This window comes from Bordetella tumulicola (genome assembly GCF_054779135.1).
In genome coordinates, this window is record NZ_BAAGYU010000010.1 from 348,623 (window position 1) to 368,010 (window position 19,388).

Consider the following 19,388-nt stretch of genomic DNA (forward strand, 5'->3'; position numbering starts at 1 on the left):
CACTGATATTGAGCACAGATGCACTGTTTGCGTGCTTTTTTTGCGTGACTCGATGCCCGTGGATCGACGTGTTTGAGACTGACCGATGGCGGCGCATGCGCAGAGATATCGTCGCGCAGCTTTGCGATTGCTTGCTTTGACACGCCTATGTATTCGCCGTGCATTTTTAGTTGGCATGGGAATTGCTTGAACTCTGAAGCGCGTGTTGCCAACCTTGAGCGATACGACCTGTTTTTCTTTTGATGCACAGGCAGATAGCGCCGGTTATCCCGGCATGAAGAAAAGGATCCAAACGATGAAACGCAGACTAGTACTAAAACAGTTGACTGCTGCTAGCGTGTTGGCAATGGCCGGTTTCGTGCCTGCCGTGTGGGCAGCCGACACAATCAAGGTCGGCATTCTGCATTCCCTGTCGGGCACGATGGCGATTTCCGAGACTTCGCTGAAAGATGTTGCCTTGATGGCGATCGAGGAAATCAATGCGCAGGGCGGCGTGCTCGGCAAAAAACTGGAGCCCGTGGTGGTTGATCCGGCTTCGAACTGGCCACTTTTTGCCGAGAAGGCACGGCAATTGTTGACGCAAGACAAAGTGGCCGCTGTATTCGGATGCTGGACATCCGTCTCGCGCAAATCCGTGTTGCCGGTCTTCAAGGAGCTGAACGGCTTGTTGTTCTACCCCGTGCAGTACGAAGGCGAGGAACTGGAGAAGAACGTGTTCTATACGGGCGCGGCGCCTAACCAGCAGGCGATTCCGGCCGTGGAATATTTGATGAGTGAAGACGGTGGCGGCGCCAAACGCTTCGTGTTGTTGGGAACTGACTATGTTTATCCGCGTACGACGAACAAAATCTTGCGCGCCTTCTTGCATTCGAAGGGCGTGAAAGACGAAGATATTCAGGAAATCTATACCCCGTTTGGGCATTCGGATTATCAAACGATTGTCGCGGATATCAAGCGCTTTTCTGCCGGTGGCCGAACGGCAGTGGTATCGACCATCAATGGCGACTCTAACGTCCCGTTCTACAAGGAACTGGGCAACGCCGGATTGAAGGCAACCGATGTGCCCGTGGTGGCATTCTCGGTCGGTGAGGAAGAATTGCGCGGTGTGGACGCTAAACCGTTAGTGGGGCATCTGGCCGCGTGGAACTACTTTGAGTCGATCAAGAATCCGGTCAATGCCGCGTTCATTGAGAAGTGGAAGGCATACGCCAAGGCGAAGAATCTGCCCAATGCCAATACAGTGGTGACCAATGATCCGATGGAAGCAACGTACATCGGTATTCACATGTGGAAGCAGGCCGTAGAAAAAGCGGGTACGACGGATGTCGATCCCGTGATCGAGGCCGTCGCGGGTCAGACCTTCGCTGCGCCAGATGGCTTCACCATTGAAATGGACAAGACCAACCACCACTTGCACAAGCCGGTCTACATCGGTGAAATCAAGGCGGACGGTCAGTTCAATATCGTGTGGAAGAGCAAGGGGCCGATTCGTGCTCAACCGTGGAGCCCCTATATCCCCGGCAACGAAGGCAAACAAGGGCTGTAAGCCGGGTGGGGTGAGGCGATGATGTGCAGCATGCTTTTGAGACGGTTTCTGCTTGGCCTGGCATTGATCTGGTTGGCGGGAGCTTCGGTGCCGGCCGCGACAGCGGCCGGCCTGGATCCGGCGCTGCTCGCGCCCCTGGCTGGCGATGAGACGGATGCCAAGCTGGAGGCCATCGCCCGCCTGGGCATTGAGTCCTCGCCGCAAGCGGCGGTAATCCTCGAGGCTCTGGGTAACGACAGGTTGTATGTCACTCCTGAATCCCGACTATTCGTTGAAACACCCACGGGTGTTGTGGATGCGGCGACTGGGCAGTCTGTCGAGACGATGCCTCCGCTGGCGGGTACGGTGTCGGTGAACAATCGGCTACGTCGTGCGATTTCCGCGGCATTGGCGGCGTCGCGTTTGCACGCGCAGAGCCCCGAGCAGCGTTTAGCTGCCGCGCGAAGTCTGCAGCGTGGCGCGGACGTGGCGATGTTGCCGGTGCTGGAAAAGGCATTGGCTGATGAGGACGATGCGCAGGTCTACGCGGCCCTGGAGGTCGCCGTGGCCACCTTGCAATTGAAAAGCACGACCGCCTCCGTACGGCGCAAGGCGGTAGAAACCTTGGGAAATAGCGGCAACGCCGCGTTTCGTCCCTTGCTGCAAGCGCTACTGCAGCAAGACGCTCAAGGCGTTTACGCCGAGCCGAACGCCGAGGTGCGTCAGGCCGCAAGCACCGCGTTACAGCGCATCGAACGCCATTTGTCGATGGTGGCGTGGATTGGCAACTTGTTTTATGGCATCAGCCTGGGCAGTGTGCTGCTGCTCGCCGCGTTGGGTCTGGCCATTACGTTTGGTTTGATGGGCGTGATCAATATGGCGCATGGCGAGCTATTGATGATTGGCGCTTATGTCACGTATGCCGTGCAATCGCTGTTTCGACTGTGGTTTCCCCAGTGGCTGGATGCGTATGTGATCGCGGCAATGCCGGTGGCTTTTGTGGTGACGGCCTTGGTGGGGATGGCGCTGGAACGCACGGTGATACGGTGGCTATACGGCCGTCCGCTGGAGACATTGTTGGCGACCTGGGGGATCAGCCTGATGCTGATGCAAGCCGTCCGCACTTTGTTTGGCGCGCAGAACGTCGAGGTGAGTAACCCCTCGTGGATGAGCGGGGGCGTGACGGTACTGGGCAGCCTGGTGCTGTCGTATAACCGAATGGCCATCATTGTGTTCGCGATACTGGTCGTGGTGTTTGTCTGGGTCTTGCTGAACCACACCCGCCTGGGCTTGTTTGTGCGGGCGATTACACAGAATCGTCGCATGGCGGATTGTGTCGGTGTGCCCACTGGGCGTGTCGATATGCTGGCGTTCGGATTGGGATCTGGCATCGCGGGTTTGGCGGGTGTCGCCTTGTCGCAGCTAGGCAACGTGGGGCCCGATCTCGGGCGCGGCTATATCGTGGATTCATTCATGGTGGTGGTGCTGGGCGGTGTGGGTCAGTTGGCGGGCACGGTAGTCGCCGCGCTTGGACTCGGGGCCGTCACCAAGTTTCTTGAGCCTTATTCCGGAGCCGTCATGGCCAAGATCGTGATCTTGGTGCTGATTGTGCTGTTTGTCCAAAAGCGTCCGCAAGGCCTGTTTGCGCCGCGTGGCAGGAGCGCCGAATGAGTTCACCGACCTTAAACCACAGTGCGTCGTACGCGGCCGCATTGCGGCGCCCCTTGTTTAGTCCGAAAGCTTGGACAGCGCTGGCGATCGCGACGGCTCTGCTGGCCTTGCTACCTCTTTTGAATTTGCTATTCCCATCCGGGCACGCATTGCATGTGTCGGCCTATATGGTGGCGCTGCTTGGCAAGTTCATGTGCTATGCGCTCGCAGCCCTGGCACTGGATTTGGTGTGGGGCTATGCCGGTATCCTCTCGTTGGGGCACGGCCTGTTTTTCGCCCTGGGCGGCTATGCGCATGGTATGTACTTGATGCGCGCGATTGGCCGCGATGGCGTGTCTCAGAGCGATGTACCGGACTTTATGGTGTTCCTGAACTGGAAGGACTACCCCTGGTATTGGGCGTTTACGGATCATTTCTGGTACGCCATGCTGTTGGTGGTGTTGGTGCCTGGTGGCTTGGCGTTCTTGTTCGGTTATTTTGCCTTTCGCTCACGTATCAAGGGCGTGTATTTTTCGATCATCACGCAGGCGCTGACGTTCGCCGCCATGTTGCTGTTCTTTCGCAACGATACGGGATTTGGCGGTAATAACGGTTTCACGGATTTCAAACGCATCCTGGGTTTTGATATCACGGCGCCAGGTACGCGTGCCACGTTGTATTGGGTGACGCTAGCCGTGCTGCTCGGCTCTCTGGTGGTGGCTCGTGTGGTGACGAAATCCAAACTGGGCCGGGTGTTGACGGCCGTGCGCGATGCCGAAAGCCGTGTGCGATTTATCGGCTATGAGCCGCTGGGATTCAAACTGTTCGTGTGGACCCTGTCGGCTGTGATGTGCGGCGTGGCGGGTGCCCTGTATGTGCCACAAGTAGGCATTATCAACCCTGGTGAGATGTCGACCGAAAACTCGATTGAGATGGTGATCTGGGTGGCGACGGGAGGTCGGGGCACGTTGATCGGCCCGATTATTGGCGCGGGTGCGGTCAACGGCCTGAAGACTTGGTTCACCAGCGTGTTTCCGGAGTTCTGGTTGTATGCCCTGGGGTTGATCTTTGTCCTGGTGACCTTGTGGCTGCCACAGGGAATTGTGGGACTGGCGCGGCGCTGGATGGCAAGCCGCAGGAGCGTACAGCATGAGCGTTGAATGGCTTGCGCCACGTACAAATGCGGCGGCGGGATTGGATGAGGACGGCGGCCCCAGCGGGCAAGCGTCGTATGGACGGGTGAATCCTGCGGGGGTCGATACGACGCACGGTGCCATCTTGTATCTGGAGGGCATCACGGTTAGTTTCGATGGATTCAAGGCGCTGAACGATCTCACGCTGGATATCGGTGTCGGGGAGTTGCGCTGCATCATCGGGCCCAATGGTGCAGGCAAGACCACCATGATGGACGTTATTACGGGTAAGACGCGCCCGAACACGGGATCGGCTTTTTTTGGACAGAATATCGACCTGACGACGCTGAACGAGACACAGATTGCTAACGCGGGTATTGGCCGCAAGTTTCAGCGCCCCACGGTTTTTGAGCAGCATACGGTGCTGGAAAACCTGGAGCTGGCGATGAAAGCCAGCAAACGGGTGCGCCCGACCTTGTTTGCCCGACTCAGTAGCGAGCAAGCCGATCGCATCGCGCAGAACTTGGCCTTGATCCGGCTCATGGACGAGGCCTATCGCGTGGCGGGGTTGTTGTCGCATGGGCAAAAGCAATGGCTGGAAATCGGTATGTTACTCATGCAGGAGCCGCAACTTCTGCTGCTTGACGAACCGGTGGCGGGTATGACCGACGCCGAAACGGAACGCACCGGCGAGTTACTCAATGAGTTGCGCGGCCGTCATTCCCTGATGGTGGTGGAACACGATATGGACTTTGTTTCGCGGATTGCCGATGGCGGCAAAGTGACCGTACTACACGAGGGGTCAGTGCTGGCTGAGGGCACGATGACCGAGGTGCAGGCGGATACGCGGGTCATAGAGGTTTATCTGGGGCGCTGACATGTTGGAAGTCCAATCCATTGATCAATATTACGGGGGTAGCCACACGCTGCGTGGCGTGTCGCTATCGCTGCAGCAGGGTGAATGCCTGGGCCTCCTGGGACGTAATGGCGTCGGCAAGACGACATTATTGAAATGTCTGATGGGCGTGTTGCCCATTGCAGCAGGCAAGGTGCTGTTTGACGGGCAGGATATTTCGCGCCTCCCGCCGCATCGGCGCGCTGCGCTGGGTATTGCCTACGTACCGCAGGGCCGCGACGTATTTGCGCGGCTGACCGTCGAAGAAAACATCATGATGGGGATGGCCCGCTTTTCGGGCGCGCGGGCACGCAACATTAAAGAGGAAGTCTTCACGCTATTTCCGGTGCTCAAAACCATGCTGAATCGCCGGGGCGGCGATTTATCTGGTGGCCAACAACAGCAATTGGCGATTGCGCGCGCGCTGGTGGCAGAACCCCGGCTGATTATTCTGGATGAACCGACGGAGGGCATCCAGCCGTCCATCATCAAAGACATTGGCCGAGTGATTCGTTTACTGCGAGAGCGCGGCAACATCGGTATCTTGCTGTGCGAGCAGTATTTCGATTTTGCCCGCGAGCTTGCAGACCAGTTCGTGGTGCTATCGCGCGGCGAGGTGGTGGCAAATGGGCCCCGCTCGGAGATGGATAGCGAAGATGTAAGACGACATTTATCGGTGTAGGCACAGGGGCGGGGGCGAGGCAGATGTAGAATCAAATGCATCAGCCTGTTACATCGTTTCTTGTTACCCTTCAGGGCGAAGCGTTTTTCCTACGCCGCCTTTGCCACTCCTATCGATATATCGTCAGTGTCTGCCATTTTTATTTCCCCTATTTCGTACGCAACGTCCAGCCGGGATTGGGCGTTGCCCGCTTGGCGCCATTTCTGCCTGGCTCTGGGCATTTGTTTATTGATGCTCCTGGCCGCATGCGGCAGTACCGGCTCCGGCAAGGTTGAGTCGGGCTACTACCGTGTACAGCCCGGCGACACGTTACACAAAATCGCGCGCCAACACGATACGAGTGTGTCGGAATTAATGCGCTTGAATAAATTGTCGAACCCGGATCGTATTGAGAAGGGACAATTACTGCGCGTCAATGCCAAGGGCGGCAGTGCGCCGCCGCCCGACACGAGTTCCGGCAAGACGAGCGGCACGAGAACGCCTGCCATGTCGTCATCGTCGTCGTCGGCCGTGGTCAAAGGGCTGAAGCTGGTATGGCCCGCCGACGGAACACTGACGCAACGCTACAACGGCACATCGTCCAAGGGTCTGACCATCGTCAACAAGGCCGGTACCCCGATCAAGGCCGCCGCCGCAGGCAGTGTCGTGTATGCGGGTAACCGTTTACGGGGCTACGGGAATCTGGTGATCGTGCAGCACTCGGGCGATTTCCTCAGCATCTACGCACACAACAATAAATTACTGGTCAAAGAGGGCCAAAAGGTCTCTCAGGGGCAGCAACTCGCGGATATGGGCAGCACGGATCGCAGCGGACCGGGGCTGTATTTTGAGTTGCGTCATCGCGGTCAGCCGGTAGATCCGTCAGGCGCCTTGCCGCCGCGCTGAAGCTCGGTTTTCGCCGGCCGCCGTACCCCGCGGCGAGGGCAGGAGACATGCTGCTCCGGCCGTTCCTGGTCAGGAGTTGCGTCGTTTCGGGCGTGAGGGTGTCGCGTAAGCGTGCAAATAGCCTTCTACCATCAGGCGCAGCCATTTCTCGAGCTCTTGTCGGTCACTGGCCGACAAGGCATTGATCTGCATAGGCGATACGCTGGGAAAGGGCCACGCGGCGGGCGGTGACAACGCCCCGGACGCATTGCCGGGTTCTCTGAGTGGGTAGGCGTCTGACGCGCTGGTCGACGGATAGTGGTCCCGCCTTTCCATCGGGCCTTTGCCTGTTTCCAACCAGTCTAGTTCGACACGCAAGACGTTGGCGATCTTTCGAAAAGACCGGCTGGACTTGCGTTCACCATTTTCATAGCTGGCGATCGTGCTTTGCGATAGCCCGCAAGCACGCGCCAAACTTTGCTGAGTGTGGTCTCGAAGCTGCCTTGCGTGCTTCAATCGGTCTGAGAATGTCTTCACTAGCCGATTGAACCGTGCGTTTAGATTACGTTGGCGATCATTATTATTACTTATGTGTTTTCGCTGAGGAGATCCTATGCATGCTGCAATCGAATCTATCATCATTCAAGGCCAACATCCACGCTTGCCGAATCTGGTTGCGGGGTTGGCCGCTCAGGGGTGGTCCGTCCGTAGTTGCACGACGACCGCCGCCTTGACGGGAATGGTCGAGGTTTGCGCGCCACAAGTTGTGGTGATTGAAAATGAAGAGTACGACCTGCGTACGCTGGTGAGCGTGGCACGCTACACGTCCCCCAACGCCGCGCTCATTGCCCTGATCAGCGATCCTGGTGTTGACGCACGTGTTGCGGCACTGGATGCGGGGGCGGACGCCTGCTGCCTCTTGTCGACCGATTTGCGTGAGGTCTGCGCATTAGGTCGGGCCCTGGTGAGGTCGCGCAACGGGCCGTCCGCGCGAGCTCCGCGGGAAACGTCCCCATGGCGTCTGACGCATTCCGGCCGCGTCCTGGCCGGACCTAGCGGTCAGCGTCTGCCCCTGACATTTACCGAAAGTGCGTTCTTTTTGCGGTTGCTGTCGTCGCCTGGGCATCGTTTGCCGCGTGAGCGCCTGATCGCGACCGCTGTTGCCGGCCCCCGTGGCCCGCATTCCGCGCGCAGCGTGGATGTCATGGTGTCGCGCCTACGCGCCAAAGCCGAACGGCTTGGGGTAGGCCTGCCATTATTGGCTGTGCGGCAATGGGGCTACATTTTCCTGACGGACACGGCGACCGAGGCCAAACCGCTAGAAGATGTCCCGGTGCCCGCGTCGGCAGGCTATTGCAGCTAGGTAATCACCAGATTGTCGCGATGCATTAATTCCGGGTCGGTCATGTCACCCAGTATTCGTGCAATTTGAGACGATGGCTGCCGCAGAATGCGCCGCGTGTCTGATGACGAATAGTTGATCAGGCCGCGCGCGCATTCCGTGCCTTGGGCGTCAACGCACGCCACGACATCGCCGCGCTCGAATTCCCCCTGTACCTCGACAACGCCGATAGGCAACAGGCTTTTGCCTTCGTGCAGCAGAGCATGCACTGCGCCATCGTCCAGCACCACACGTCCCCGCAGGCGCAGGTGGTCTGCCAGCCATTGCTTGCGAGCGGACCATACCGGCAGTACGGCGCTCAGTTCGGTTCCGATGCATTCCCCTTGCGCCAGGCGAGTCAGCACGCCGCGTTCGCGGCCCGACGCGATCACAGTGTGGGCGCCACTATGCGCGGCTCGCTTGGCGGCCAGGATCTTGGTTAGCATGCCACCGGTGCCGATGCCCGAGCCAGCGCCGCCGGCCATGGCTTCCAGGGTGGGGTCGCCGGCTTGCGCATGCGAGATAAAGACCGCGGCAGGGTTCTTGCGAGGATCCGAGTCATAGAGCCCGCGTTGGTCGGTCAGGATGACCAGTGCATCGGCTTCGATCAGGTTAGTCACCAGGGCGCCCAAGGTGTCGTTGTCACCCAAACGAATTTCATCGGTGACGACCGTATCGTTTTCGTTGACGATCGGGATGACACCCATACGCAAGAGCGAAAACAGGGTGCTTCGCGCGTTCAGATACCGGCGGCGGTCGGCCAGATCTTCGTGAGTCAGCAGAATCTGTGCCGTGCGCAGGCCGTGTTCGGCAAATGCTGCCTCATAGGCTTGGCACAGCCCCATTTGACCGACGGCCGCCGCGGCTTGCAATTCATGCATCACCGACGGTCGTTTACGCCAACCCAGCCGGGCCATACCCTCGGCAATGGCGCCGCTGGATACCAGCACGACTTGTTTGCCCTGTTGGCGCAGGGTGGCGATTTGGGCCGCCCAGTGCGCGACGGCGGCGCGGTCCAGCCCGCGCCCTTCGTTGGTGACCAGAGAGGATCCGACTTTGGCCACCAGGCGCGTGGCAGAGGTTACAACAGAGACAGGTGTGTGATCGGCAGTCATGGTGATGACCGAGTATCGCAATGAAGAAAGTGGCCGCAACCCGCGGCCGGCGGAAAACGAAAATGAGATGAGGGATTATTCGTCACCGCCACGCGGCGCTTGGGGGGCAGGGGCATCACCGCGTGTCGCATCAAAGCGAGGGTCTTCAGCGACGTAAGTGCCATCCGCCTTGTCGTCGGCCAAGTTATCTTTGCGTTGCTCGGCGTCCAGGTAGTCTTGCAAGGCCCAGATCAGCTCTTGCGTTCCGTCGCCATTCAACCCGGAAATCGCGTAGATAGGACCATGCCAGTCGAACTGTTGCGCAAAACGCTCGCGGGCGGATTCGGCGTCAGGCACCATATCCAGCTTGTTGAGAACGAGCCAGCGGGGTTTGTCGGCCAGTTCCGGATCGTAGCGGCGCAGTTCCTCGACGATGGCGCGCGCGTTGATGACGGCCTGGTCGATAGGATCGGTATCCGGATCCGCTGACGAGATGTCGACCAGATGCAGCAGCACCCGCGTGCGTGCCAGGTGGCGCAGGAACAAATGGCCCAGGCCGGCACCTTCGGAGGCACCCTCGATCAGCCCGGGAATATCCGCCACGACAAAGCTGCGCGCCGCCGAGGTACGTACGACGCCCAGGTTAGGGTGCAGGGTGGTGAACGGATAGTCTGCGATCTTGGGGCGCGCATTAGAGATGCGGCTGATCAGCGTGGATTTGCCCGCGTTGGGCAGCCCCAGCAAGCCGACATCGGCCAGGACTTTCAGCTCGAAGCGCAGACGGCGTTGTTCGCCTTCTTTGCCGGGCGTCCACTGGCGCGGGGCGCGGTTGATGCTGGACTTGAAGTGAATATTGCCCATGCCGCCCTCGCCGCCGGCGGCCAGCGTGACCTTTTCGTCATGGCGATTGAGATCGAACAAGAGCTCGCCGGTATCTGCGTCATAGACGACGGTGCCTACGGGAACTCGCAGCGTGATATCGGCTGCGGCGGCACCGTATTGGTCCGAGCCACGGCCGTTTTCGCCGTTCTTGCCGCGGTGCAAGCGAGCATAGCGGAAGTCGATGAGCGTGTTGATGTTGCGATCGGCGATGGCAAAGATGCTGCCGCCGCGTCCGCCATCGCCGCCATCGGGGCCGCCTTTAGGGATAAATTTTTCGCGGCGAAAGCTCGCCACGCCATTACCGCCTTTACCGGCGATGACTTCGATGGTGGCTTCGTCTACGAATTTCATAAGTTCCTGCCTGAAGCAAAAAAGCCCTGCCGCGCGCGACAGGGCTTTTGCCGTTTAAGAAACGGTGACCGTTATCCGGTAACCGTTATTCGGCTGCCACAATCGACACGATCTGCTTGTTCAATGCGCCTTTGAAGCCGAATTGAACTTTGCCGTCGATCAGCGCGAACAAGGTGTGATCCTTGCCGATGCCAACGTTGGTGCCGGGGTGGAAACGGGTACCGCGCTGGCGCACGATGATCGAGCCAGCCGGGATTTGTTCGCCGCCAAATGCCTTGACGCCCAGTCGTTTTGATTCTGAGTCACGACCGTTTCGCGTAGAGCCGCCGCCCTTCTTTTGTGCCATTTTTGATAGCTCCTGCTATTCAATACCAAATCGGATCGTTAAGCCGTACGGACCGTTAGGCCGTAATGACTTCGATGCGGATTTCGGTGTAGTTCTGACGGTGGCCCTGATGCTTCTGGTAGTGCTTGCGACGGCGCATTTTGAAGATCTTGACCTTATCGTGCCGGCCATGCGCAAGAACCGTTGCCTTGACCACGGCGCCAGCGACGATAGGAGTACCAACTTTCAGTTGATCGCCTTCGCCCACCGACAGGACCTGGTCCAGGGTGATTTCTTGCCCAATGTCAGCAGGTATCTGTTCTACCTTGAGTTTTTCGCCAGTGGCAACACGATACTGCTTGCCACCGGTTTTTACGACCGCGTACATGGGGTATTCCTTAAAAATAGGGATTTCGGTGTTGACCGAACCAGAGATTCTAGCGCGCGGCTATGGAAAAGTCAAAATTTCCTTATGGGCCGGGTGGTTAGGCCGTTTCAAGGGAGCGTTGGCAGGCAGGGCGCGCCAGACAGCCAGGATGCGCTGACAGTGCCTCGATCAGACCTCGTATAATTCACGAGACCCCGGACAGCGGCGCGTTTGCCCGCGTTGACACACCACAGAGCCCTGGGTCGGCTCTTCCTGATACCTGCCGGATACGTTTTGAATCTCCCTGAGCTGATCGCCCCTATTTCCGATGACATGAAGGCTGTCGACGTGGTTATCCGCGGGCGCCTGGACTCAGAGGTCGTACTGATCCGGACGATCGCCGATTACATTATCGGCGCGGGCGGCAAGCGCATGCGGCCCGCCATGGTGCTTATGGTGGCACGTGCGCTGGGTTACCAGGGGGGGCACCATCATTTGCTGGCCGCCGTGGTTGAGTTCATCCACACCGCGACCCTGTTGCACGACGACGTCGTCGACGAATCCAGCCTGCGGCGTGGCCGCGAGACGGCCAATGCCATGTTCGGCAATGCGGCCAGTGTGCTGGTGGGCGACTATCTGTATTCGCGTTCGTTCGAAATGATGGTCGAGGCCGGCTCGATGCGGATCATGCAGATCCTGTCCGAGGCCACCACCGTCATCGCCGAAGGCGAAGTCTTGCAGTTGCTGAATGTCCACGATCCCGACGTCTCGCAAGCGCGTTATTTACAGGTAGTGCGCTACAAGACGGCCAAACTATTCGAGGCGGCCGCGCAGGTCGGCGCGGTACTGGCGGGCGCCACCCCCGAACAAGAAGCCGCCGCCGCAGCCTATGGCCGGCATGTGGGTACCGCCTTTCAGTTGGTCGACGATGTGCTGGACTACAGCGGCGACGCCCAGGCCCTGGGCAAGAACGTGGGGGACGATTTGCGCGAGGGCAAGCCCACCTTGCCGTTGATCTGGGTGATGGAGCAAGGCACACCCGAGCAACGCGAGATGATTCGTACCGCGATCCAGACGGGCGATGCGGATTTTGCTGCCGTGGCCGAGGCCATTCAAGCGACAGGGGCTCTGGAGCACGCACGCCAGGCCGCTCTGGCCGAAGCGGAGATCGCTCGAAAAGCCTTGGACGTCTTACCGATTTCCGTTTATCAAGAATCCCTGTTAGAATTTTGCGCTTTCGCGGTGAATCGAGACCGCTGAAAGAAAGCACTGTAAATGCGCGCTTTGTACGCACGCTATAAGTGCCGCTAAAAGCGATGTAGTCAATACAAGCGATATAGCAAATCGGGGCGTAGCTCAGCCTGGTAGAGTACTGCGTTCGGGACGCAGGAGTCGGAGGTTCGAATCCTCTCGCCCCGACCACTGATTAGTGGTCGAATTTTTGCTGGTGTGCCCGACATCAGTGGCAAAAAAAGCCGGAACTGCAGAGATGCAGTGTCCGGTTTTTTTGCGTTTGACGGTTTTGTGATGAGAAGCGGAGTGCTGAGTTCCGATTTACGGATGCGTCTGCGGTTTGGTCTGGGTCCGCAGTGAGCCTTCGATTGCCCCGCCGGATGCCAGCGCTAAATCTTGTAGCGGTACTGCGTGCATTGCTATGCCCTCAGTGGTTAAGGTGTAAAAAATAAGCTTCAGTACACAGGGCATACCTCTTGATCTTCGTCTCCTGCGTCGTCCGTGCCGACCATGTGCACATTATTCTGGTTCGGTTGTTTGCTGAGATAAGAACCGGTGGCGGCTCCGCATAGTGATCCCGCAAATTTCCCGGCCATGCGACCTCCCATTAATCCAACGGTCGCGCCAGCGGGCCCGGCTATGTAGGCGCCGCCCGCGGCGCCTAACAATCCCAGTGCGGCACTACCGGCAACACTGCCTATTTTTTGGGCGAGTTGCTCTCCGGTGTATCTAGGGGCCCCGGTTGCCGAGGTCGTTGCTTCGTCGGCGTTCCGTCCGGCGACGAGGGTCATTTCTATTAGTTTTAGCTCACGCATGATCATTGACTTCTTAGTTAGCTTATTAACTAGGGTGAATAACAAACTCGACGCTGCTGACAGCGTCAAGGGTTTAATGCTTTTCAAGCGCCTTTAGTCGTAATAATCGTCGGATTCGGGCACGCCTATTCCGGTTGCCGCGCCTACCAGAAAGGCCGTGACGCCGATGGTGCCCATGCGGAATGTTTCATAATCAGAGAGCCAGTTATCGAGAGTCGCTCCAAGGCCTTCGCCCATCATGGACGCCTGCCAAAGATCGAAGGTCGAGTCGAGCTCGCCTTTCGAGTACATCGACGCGAGGGAATAGCCGAGGGATGCCATGGAGGCGCCGAATTCGGCCCCCGACATAGGCGGTTCACTAACGACCAACGCGTCGGTCCCGCCGGCTACCAATGGCAGGTTCTGTAGTGAGAGTGCTTGCATTCCATATCTCCATCTAAAGTAAGAGCGTCCACGCTCTGGTTTGAAATTCCCACGCGTTACGCATGGTGCGGTCACTGATAACTTGAACGTTATTTAGAGTTCTTCGCTTTGCGGGCAGTCGGGTTTGCTTCGTCTGGGAGGATGCTCGGTTGCCGCGCAGAAACACCCGCATGTGAAGTTGATAATGGCACGGAGAAAGATGCCTTCTCGGACGGGATAAATCGCGTTATGGCATATATTTCGGCTCACCTTTGCGCAGTACGAAATCGCGCCTGCAACGCCAACTACGGTGTCGTGATGGCCGATTCCATATGATTCTTTGATGCCCATGACCGTCAGGTATCCAGTCGAAGCGCTTAGGCTCCCAATTTGCTCCACAGCCATACAGAGCGGGTTGAAACCTCCTGAGGCCTGTTGGAGTTCCGCGGATGACAGTTCACGCATGGTGTTCTCGTTAAGCAATCAATGGCGCTCTATGCGGACGGGCGGTAACGTGTCTAGCGCCACAGAAACCCGGAACCTTGTCGCGAGCAATTCGTAATGCACGTCAATGGCCGTTTGCTGAATGCTGGCGAGTTCATCGAGGGCCTTCAGTAGCTCGAGTGCCGTGCCTACTCCCTCTTGGTAGCGGACTTGCGCGCTTCGGTAGGCCTGTTGCGCGCTGGCTTCGGCGTCCTTGAGCAATGCCTCTTTGTGGTTGGCGCTGGTCATTTGGCTGACGTCAGTCAAGAGCTTGAGTTCTTCTTCGAGCCATATGGACCGTTCTGTTTCGCGCGCGCTTTGGGCTCGGACTCGTGCGGCGTCGGTCGCGTGCTTGATCGCGTACCCGTCAAAAATAGGAATGTGTACGGTGAAGCCGACGGACCAGCCATTGACCTTTTGCTTCGCGACGGAGCTCGCCGGGGGCGTGAAACCGGTATGACGATCAGCTTGCAAGGTGACGCCGGGAAGATGTTGTGCGTTGATGGCTTGAGCCTCCGCGTTTGCGGCTTGAGTACTGGCGCGCGCGGCAGCGAGTCGAGGATGATTGCGCACGGCGGTGATGATCCGTTCGTTAAGTTGGGAATGGATGTCGTTGGATCCCGCGACAGGTGATGGACTGAGATGTCCCGCTCGGCGCGAGGCCGTCGTCGGGTTCGCTCGGAACGTGCTGTCCGGGGCTTTTGACAAGTTGATGGCGCTCTGGCCGGGCAGGCCGATGGTGGTGGCGAGAACGGCCCGACTAATCGCTGCCGTAGTGGCTTTAGTGTCGTTGTCGACGAGATTGCGTTGCCAGGCGAGCTTGGCAAGCTGTTCGTCGGCAAGGGAACCGACGCCCCCTTCGCGTAAGCGCTGTGTCGCCTGCAGACTCTGTTTGGCTCGAGAGACGGCCTGCCGAGCTGCCTCGGCGCTGACCGCTGCGTGGCATGCCTTGTAGTAGCTGTCTGCAACCGCCACCGCTCGATCGCGATTTGCCAACACCTGGGAGTACAGGGCGGCCGTCAGTCTGGCGTGGGCGCTATCGTATTGTGCGTCGCGGCGTCCGGAGTCAAACAACAACCAGCTCAAACCGAGGCGTGCATTGCCACTGTTGGTATGCAGGCTGTGATTGGCGCCGGTGTGATCGGGATACTTGACGCGTTTGCCGATGCGATTGGCGTCGGCGTTGGCGTCTAACGTGGGTAGGTATTTGGCGTGCGCGGTTCGGAGATTCGCAAGTTCCTCTTCGATGCTCAGGTGGGCTTGACGCACTCGGGGCGCTTTGCAAAGCGCGATTTGTACGGCGGTTTGCAGGCTTAAATCGGACAGAGTGGCGGGCGCCTCGCAGAGACCGGGTGCGAGGTTCAGCTCAAGCGGCGGCGGAAGCTCAAGGGTGGGCTCCACCGCGATAGCCGGACAAGTCGCCGCCAGACCAAGCATCAATAGCAGACTGCGAAATGCAAACATGGTGCGCATGAGTGGCGGGTTAGGGTGAAAGGTAAATCCGTGAACATGGTTAGCGGGCGGCGATGATTGCCTCTGTGGGAGGATGTCCCGCCGCAGGTACGGGGCATTGATGATCTGTAGAAAAATCAGACGACGTACGCTCAGTGATCTTCCCGTTTTGCAAGATCAGCACACGGTCTGCCGAGGCGATGGTCTGCGGGCGATGCGCGACGACGATTCGGGTGATGTTGAGAGTCTTAAGCATGTGCACGACCTGGGCTTCGACCTGAAGGTCGAGATGGCAAGTGGCCTCGTCCAGGATGAGAATTTTGGGACGACGATAGAGCGCCCGCGCAATCAGCAGGCGTTGCTTTTGACCGCCTGATAGCACTGTCCCCATGTCGCCAACGAGTGTGTGGTATCCCATGGGCAGTGCGTCGACGTCATGGTGAATCGCCGCATGTTTGCAGCACGTTTGAACCCAGGCTATGTCGGTGTCATGGTCAAAGAAGCTGACGTTTTCAGCAATGGAGCCCGCAAAGAGCACGTCGTCTTGTAATACGCACGTCGATAGCGAGCGTATGCCGCGGGCGCCGAGTACGGTATAGGGTGCGTCGCCAATCGCGATGTCGCCCTGTGTGGGCTGGAGAATACCCAGCATGATCTTCAATAGCGTGGATTTTCCTGCACCGGTGGTGCCGGTGATCGCGACGGATTCGCCTTGATTGATGTGAAACGACGCGTCATTGAGCACCCAGGGATCAGTGTCCCCATAACGGAAGGACACGTTAGAGAATGAGAGTGTGCCGGCGAGTGATTCCAGCGATCGCTGCGGATCCAGTCCGGGTTTTTCGGGCGGGGTAAGTACGATGTCAGATAGCCGTTCTCCTTGGATACGCAGCATGCGTAGCTCGAAGAAGTTGTCAATCAAAGCACCGACGCGTTGATTGAATTGCGACTTGTAGGCGAGAAACGCCATCAGCATGCCTACGCTAAAGCCGCCGGTGATGACCAGATTGGTCCCTGCCCACAGGATGGCGAGGCCTTCCATGCCGAAAATCAATGTATTGAGTTGTTGGAATATCAGCTTGAGTTTTTGAATCTTGACCCCGGCATTGACTTGCTCGACCATCAGGCTTTGCCATGTGGCGCAGCGGTCTTGGGCCTTTTGGAAAACTTGCAACGTGCGTATGCCGCGCAAGGTTTCGAGGAAGTGAGACTGGGTTTTCGCGCCCTTGATGATGGCATCGTGGGATCGCGCTTTGAGTGGGGGATAGGAGAGCAGGCGAGCGACGCCGTAAAGCACCATTGCGCCGATTGCGATCAGGGATAGCTGCCAGCTATAGAGCCACATCAGCACCAGTGTGATCACTGTCATGAGCCCGTCGAGGATGCCCGCAACCAATGAGGCGTTGAGTGTTTGTTGAATCGTATCGATGGCGCCGAATCGCGACACGATGTCGCCGATGTGACGTCGTTCGAAATAGGCGGTGGGCAGTTTGACCAGGTGTGCAAACAGATTGCTTTTGCTCTGAAACGACAGGCTGGTGCTCAGCTGCATGCCGATATAGGCGCGCAGGGTAGACACGGCAGCTTGCATGATCAGTAATAGCGCGAAACCGATCAACAGCGTGGTGAGTAGGTCGGTATCCGCGGAAACGATGACGTCGTCGATGATCCATTGTGTGAAGACTGGCGATGCGAGCGAGAGCATTTCCAGGACGAGCGCCAGCACGATGATTTGCAGTAATGCGCGTTTCAAGCCGAAAACGGCGCCGACGAGCTTGCGCAGCGGCATGACGGGTTCAGGTGGCGCCGTGTTAAAAGTCTGGGCGGGCCAGACCTCCAGCGCGACGCCAGTGAACGCCTCGTTGAGCTCCGCCTGCGAGACTCGACGTCGTCCTGTGGCAGGGTCGTGAATGATGGCGGTACCACCACTGACGGAACAAAGCACGACGAAGTGGTTGAATCGCCAGTGCAAAATGCAAGGCGTGCGCAGCTTTGCCAGCTCGTCGAGTTCGAGTGTCATGGCGCGGAACTGTAAGCCGATCTGTTCGCACATCTGGCCCACCTGCAACAGCGTTGCCCCTTTTAAGGAAGTCGGACATCTTTGTCGTAGTTCATAGATGGTCAACGCGTGTCCGTAATAGGTCGAGATCATTGCCACGCACGCGTTGGCGCACTCGGTGATTTCTCCTTGGAGGATGACGGGGACGGAGAGACGCCCCGACATGAGACGCCTGAGGTCCGAGAAAGAGAAAGCCGTCATTTCGAGACCTTTCCAGTGATGGTGTAGAGCGGCTCCAACACCCATTCGTAGATGGCGCGGGTTTCTCGCAGAATATCGACTTCGAGAGACATGCCAGGCGCGAGAAGCTGTGGTGTGCCGTAGGCAAGGATGTCTTGCGTATCCAGTCGTAGCGATGCGCGGTAGTACAGGTCGTGGGCGGAGTTTTGTTCCAGCCCGGGCACGGCGCCAGAGATATTCACGATTTCGGTGGCGGGAATGGCAACGGTAGAGATCGAGGCGACGTGCGCCCCGTGCATACCGAACTTTTGGTAGGGGTAGGGGGCGTAGCGCACCCGCGCGCGATCCCCTATGCGCGTAAAGCCGATGTCTTTGTTTTTGATGTAGATGTCAGCGATCAATTCGCTGTGCTGGGGTATCAGGCTGAGCAGGGTCTTGTTGGGCTCGGCGTATTGCCCGACTTCGGCGAGCAAGCTACTGACCTGACCGCTTTCGGGAGCCAGTATCACGACGTGGCGTCTGGCTTCGCTCTCTGTCAGGTCTTGCGTGATGGCGAGAATGTCGCGTTCGATTTGTGTGACTGCGGCCTGTTGTCTCAGAGGGAGTGTGCGCTGTTCGCTTTCGTGTCTGCCGAGTTCTTTGGTTGTCTCGGCGTGCTGCTGGAGCAGGTCGGCAAGCCGTGTCCGTTGTTCGAGGTGCAAGGCCTGTTTTTCTTGCCATTGATCGCGAGAGACATAGTTTTTAGCGGCCAGCCCCTGGTAACGGCGCGTGCTGTCTTGTGCGAGAGCAACGCGCTTTTGTTGCAGGGAAATCTGGCCGTCTATGCGATCCAGTGTTTTCGAGAGATTGGCAATGGTGCGCGCTAGCGAGGAGGCGTCTTCGTGGTGGATCGTGGTGAGCTTGTCGCGCTCGCGTTCAAGCAGATCGAGGCGGCGCTGCAACTGCTGGCTGATGGTCTCCTGGATGGCTGCGCCGGCGTGGCTGTAGCGCTCGCTGGAGAGCGTGAACAAGCGCTCGCCCTTCGTGACAAACGCACCCTCCGTGGTGTGCTTGGCGGTGACGACGCCGGGCTGGGGGGCATAGACCTTGACGAGTCCGTTGGCGGGAATGAGCTGCCCATAGACCTTTACCCGTTTGGTATAGGAGCCAAAGCAGAAGAACACCAAGAGGCAAAGCCCAAAGAGCGCGAACAAACCGACCAGCGCCGAGGTCGACACCGGACGTAGCGCGATGACTGATCCCAGCGGATGTGTCTTGGTGGCGTCGAGAGCAGATTTTCGAAACACAGTAATACGGCGCGATGTGGCGTGAAATCCTGGGGCAAATACGACGCCAGAATGGGGTCAATGGATTCGATAAAGGGTGCCCGTACGACGCGCAATCGTTCGCGGCGAACGGTGCTATGGCATCGTGCGCGAACAGGCTTGCTGCGTAAGTACTGACGGCTGCTTTAGCGTGCGGCCATTCTAGGTAGGCGCAAGCGTGGTGCGAGTCGAATGCAAGGGTTTGGCAGTGATATCAGACGAGTCTGATCTAGAGACGACGCATGTATCGTATGTGATGACGGCGATGGGCTCATTGCGAGCCCATCGGTCCAATCTCCGAGCGAGGGATG

Annotated in this window: 18 protein-coding genes and 1 tRNA gene; 9 read left to right on the forward strand and 10 right to left on the reverse strand. The window is 58.3% G+C overall.

The window, feature by feature from the left end; genetic code table 11:
- The first annotated feature begins 295 nt into the window (after positions 1-295).
- From urtA to ACYVDM_RS18880, 6 genes are all read left to right on the forward strand, one after another.
- Positions 296-1,546, forward strand: a complete 1,251-nt coding sequence (gene urtA, locus ACYVDM_RS18855) for an urea ABC transporter substrate-binding protein (RefSeq protein ID WP_415787687.1) — start codon at positions 296-298, stop codon at positions 1,544-1,546.
- Between the two features lie 21 nt (positions 1,547-1,567).
- Positions 1,568-3,196, forward strand: a complete 1,629-nt coding sequence (gene urtB, locus ACYVDM_RS18860) for an urea ABC transporter permease subunit UrtB (protein ID WP_460475440.1) — start codon at positions 1,568-1,570, stop codon at positions 3,194-3,196.
- Positions 3,193-4,335, forward strand: a complete 1,143-nt coding sequence (urtC, locus tag ACYVDM_RS18865; RefSeq protein WP_415787689.1) for an urea ABC transporter permease subunit UrtC — start codon at positions 3,193-3,195, stop codon at positions 4,333-4,335. Before urtB ends, urtC begins: the two co-directional genes overlap by 4 nt.
- Positions 4,325-5,185 carry an urea ABC transporter ATP-binding protein UrtD gene (gene urtD, locus ACYVDM_RS18870; protein ID WP_415787691.1) on the forward strand — a complete coding sequence of 287 codons (861 nt, stop codon included), beginning with the start codon at positions 4,325-4,327 and terminating at the stop codon, positions 5,183-5,185. Before urtC ends, urtD begins: the two co-directional genes overlap by 11 nt.
- A gap of 1 nt (position 5,186) precedes the next feature.
- Positions 5,187-5,885: an urea ABC transporter ATP-binding subunit UrtE gene (urtE, locus tag ACYVDM_RS18875; protein ID WP_415787693.1), complete on the forward strand. Its 699-nt coding sequence runs from the start codon at positions 5,187-5,189 to the stop codon at positions 5,883-5,885.
- Positions 5,886-6,116: 231 nt separating this feature from the next.
- Positions 6,117-6,770 carry a peptidoglycan DD-metalloendopeptidase family protein gene (locus ACYVDM_RS18880; RefSeq protein WP_415788850.1) on the forward strand — a complete coding sequence of 218 codons (654 nt, stop codon included), beginning with the start codon at positions 6,117-6,119 and terminating at the stop codon, positions 6,768-6,770.
- Positions 6,771-6,839: 69 nt separating this feature from the next.
- Here the strand turns inward: ACYVDM_RS18880 and ACYVDM_RS18885 are convergent, their stop codons facing one another.
- Entirely contained in the window at positions 6,840-7,286 is a 447-nt protein-coding gene (locus ACYVDM_RS18885; protein ID WP_415787695.1) for a helix-turn-helix domain-containing protein, read from the reverse strand.
- 76 nt (positions 7,287-7,362) lie between these two features.
- Here ACYVDM_RS18885 and ACYVDM_RS18890 point away from each other — a divergent pair, with 76 nt between their 5' ends.
- Positions 7,363-8,112 carry a response regulator transcription factor gene (locus ACYVDM_RS18890; protein ID WP_415787697.1) on the forward strand — a complete coding sequence of 250 codons (750 nt, stop codon included), beginning with the start codon at positions 7,363-7,365 and terminating at the stop codon, positions 8,110-8,112.
- Here the strand turns inward: ACYVDM_RS18890 and proB are convergent.
- From proB to rplU, 4 genes are all read right to left on the reverse strand, one after another.
- The gene (gene proB, locus ACYVDM_RS18895) at positions 8,109-9,245 is read right to left on the reverse strand and encodes a glutamate 5-kinase (protein WP_415787699.1); all 1,137 of its coding nucleotides are present in this window, start codon (positions 9,243-9,245) and stop codon (positions 8,109-8,111) included. The genes ACYVDM_RS18890 and proB overlap by 4 nt on opposite strands.
- Positions 9,246-9,320: 75 nt before the next feature.
- Positions 9,321-10,457: a GTPase ObgE gene (gene obgE, locus ACYVDM_RS18900; protein WP_415787701.1), complete on the reverse strand. Its 1,137-nt coding sequence runs from the start codon at positions 10,455-10,457 to the stop codon at positions 9,321-9,323.
- Positions 10,458-10,542: 85 nt separating this feature from the next.
- Entirely contained in the window at positions 10,543-10,803 is a 261-nt protein-coding gene (gene rpmA, locus ACYVDM_RS18905; protein WP_415787703.1) for a 50S ribosomal protein L27, read from the reverse strand.
- A gap of 55 nt (positions 10,804-10,858) precedes the next feature.
- A complete protein-coding gene (gene rplU / locus ACYVDM_RS18910; RefSeq protein ID WP_415787705.1) occupies positions 10,859-11,170 on the reverse strand; it encodes a 50S ribosomal protein L21 in 312 nt (103 codons plus the stop codon).
- Between the two features lie 273 nt (positions 11,171-11,443).
- On the opposite strand from rplU, the gene ispB reads away from it, so the two are divergent.
- Positions 11,444-12,409: an isoprenoid biosynthesis enzyme family protein gene (gene ispB, locus ACYVDM_RS18915; RefSeq protein ID WP_460475441.1), complete on the forward strand. Its 966-nt coding sequence runs from the start codon at positions 11,444-11,446 to the stop codon at positions 12,407-12,409.
- Positions 12,410-12,494: 85 nt separating this feature from the next.
- Positions 12,495-12,571: transfer RNA gene (locus ACYVDM_RS18920), tRNA-Pro, on the forward strand.
- A gap of 266 nt (positions 12,572-12,837) precedes the next feature.
- On the opposite strand, the gene ACYVDM_RS18925 is transcribed toward ACYVDM_RS18920, so the two are convergent.
- From ACYVDM_RS18925 to ACYVDM_RS18945, 5 genes are all read right to left on the reverse strand, one after another.
- Positions 12,838-13,284 carry a hypothetical protein gene (locus ACYVDM_RS18925; protein ID WP_415787709.1) on the reverse strand — a complete coding sequence of 149 codons (447 nt, stop codon included), beginning with the start codon at positions 13,282-13,284 and terminating at the stop codon, positions 12,838-12,840.
- 6 nt (positions 13,285-13,290) lie between these two features.
- On the reverse strand, positions 13,291-13,620 hold the full coding sequence (locus ACYVDM_RS18930) for a hypothetical protein (protein ID WP_415787711.1): 330 nt from the start codon (positions 13,618-13,620) through the stop codon (positions 13,291-13,293).
- 462 nt (positions 13,621-14,082) lie between these two features.
- Positions 14,083-15,546: a TolC family protein gene (locus ACYVDM_RS18935; protein ID WP_415787713.1), complete on the reverse strand. Its 1,464-nt coding sequence runs from the start codon at positions 15,544-15,546 to the stop codon at positions 14,083-14,085.
- Between the two features lie 49 nt (positions 15,547-15,595).
- Positions 15,596-17,794, reverse strand: a complete 2,199-nt coding sequence (locus ACYVDM_RS18940) for a peptidase domain-containing ABC transporter (protein WP_415787715.1) — start codon at positions 17,792-17,794, stop codon at positions 15,596-15,598.
- Positions 17,791-19,059: an HlyD family secretion protein gene (locus ACYVDM_RS18945; RefSeq protein ID WP_415787717.1), complete on the reverse strand. Its 1,269-nt coding sequence runs from the start codon at positions 19,057-19,059 to the stop codon at positions 17,791-17,793. Before ACYVDM_RS18945 ends, ACYVDM_RS18940 begins: the two co-directional genes overlap by 4 nt.
- Positions 19,060-19,388: the final 329 nt, after the last annotated feature.

Coding starts and splice junctions, on each gene's coding strand:
- rplU (WP_415787705.1), bottom strand. CDS start 11,170: ATGTACGCGGTCGTAAAAACCGGTGGCAAGCAGTATCGTGTTGCCACT.
- rpmA (WP_415787703.1), bottom strand. CDS start 10,803: ATGGCACAAAAGAAGGGCGGCGGCTCTACGCGAAACGGTCGTGACTCA.
- urtD (WP_415787691.1), top strand. CDS start 4,325: ATGAGCGTTGAATGGCTTGCGCCACGTACAAATGCGGCGGCGGGATTG.
- obgE (WP_415787701.1), bottom strand. CDS start 10,457: ATGAAATTCGTAGACGAAGCCACCATCGAAGTCATCGCCGGTAAAGGC.
- urtB (WP_460475440.1), top strand. CDS start 1,568: ATGTGCAGCATGCTTTTGAGACGGTTTCTGCTTGGCCTGGCATTGATC.
- ACYVDM_RS18930 (WP_415787711.1), bottom strand. CDS start 13,620: ATGCAAGCACTCTCACTACAGAACCTGCCATTGGTAGCCGGCGGGACC.
- urtE (WP_415787693.1), top strand. CDS start 5,187: ATGTTGGAAGTCCAATCCATTGATCAATATTACGGGGGTAGCCACACG.
- urtC (WP_415787689.1), top strand. CDS start 3,193: ATGAGTTCACCGACCTTAAACCACAGTGCGTCGTACGCGGCCGCATTG.
- ACYVDM_RS18880 (WP_415788850.1), top strand. CDS start 6,117: ATGCTCCTGGCCGCATGCGGCAGTACCGGCTCCGGCAAGGTTGAGTCG.
- ACYVDM_RS18890 (WP_415787697.1), top strand. CDS start 7,363: ATGCATGCTGCAATCGAATCTATCATCATTCAAGGCCAACATCCACGC.
- urtA (WP_415787687.1), top strand. CDS start 296: ATGAAACGCAGACTAGTACTAAAACAGTTGACTGCTGCTAGCGTGTTG.
- proB (WP_415787699.1), bottom strand. CDS start 9,245: ATGACTGCCGATCACACACCTGTCTCTGTTGTAACCTCTGCCACGCGC.
- ACYVDM_RS18940 (WP_415787715.1), bottom strand. CDS start 17,794: ATGACGGCTTTCTCTTTCTCGGACCTCAGGCGTCTCATGTCGGGGCGT.
- ACYVDM_RS18935 (WP_415787713.1), bottom strand. CDS start 15,546: ATGTTTGCATTTCGCAGTCTGCTATTGATGCTTGGTCTGGCGGCGACT.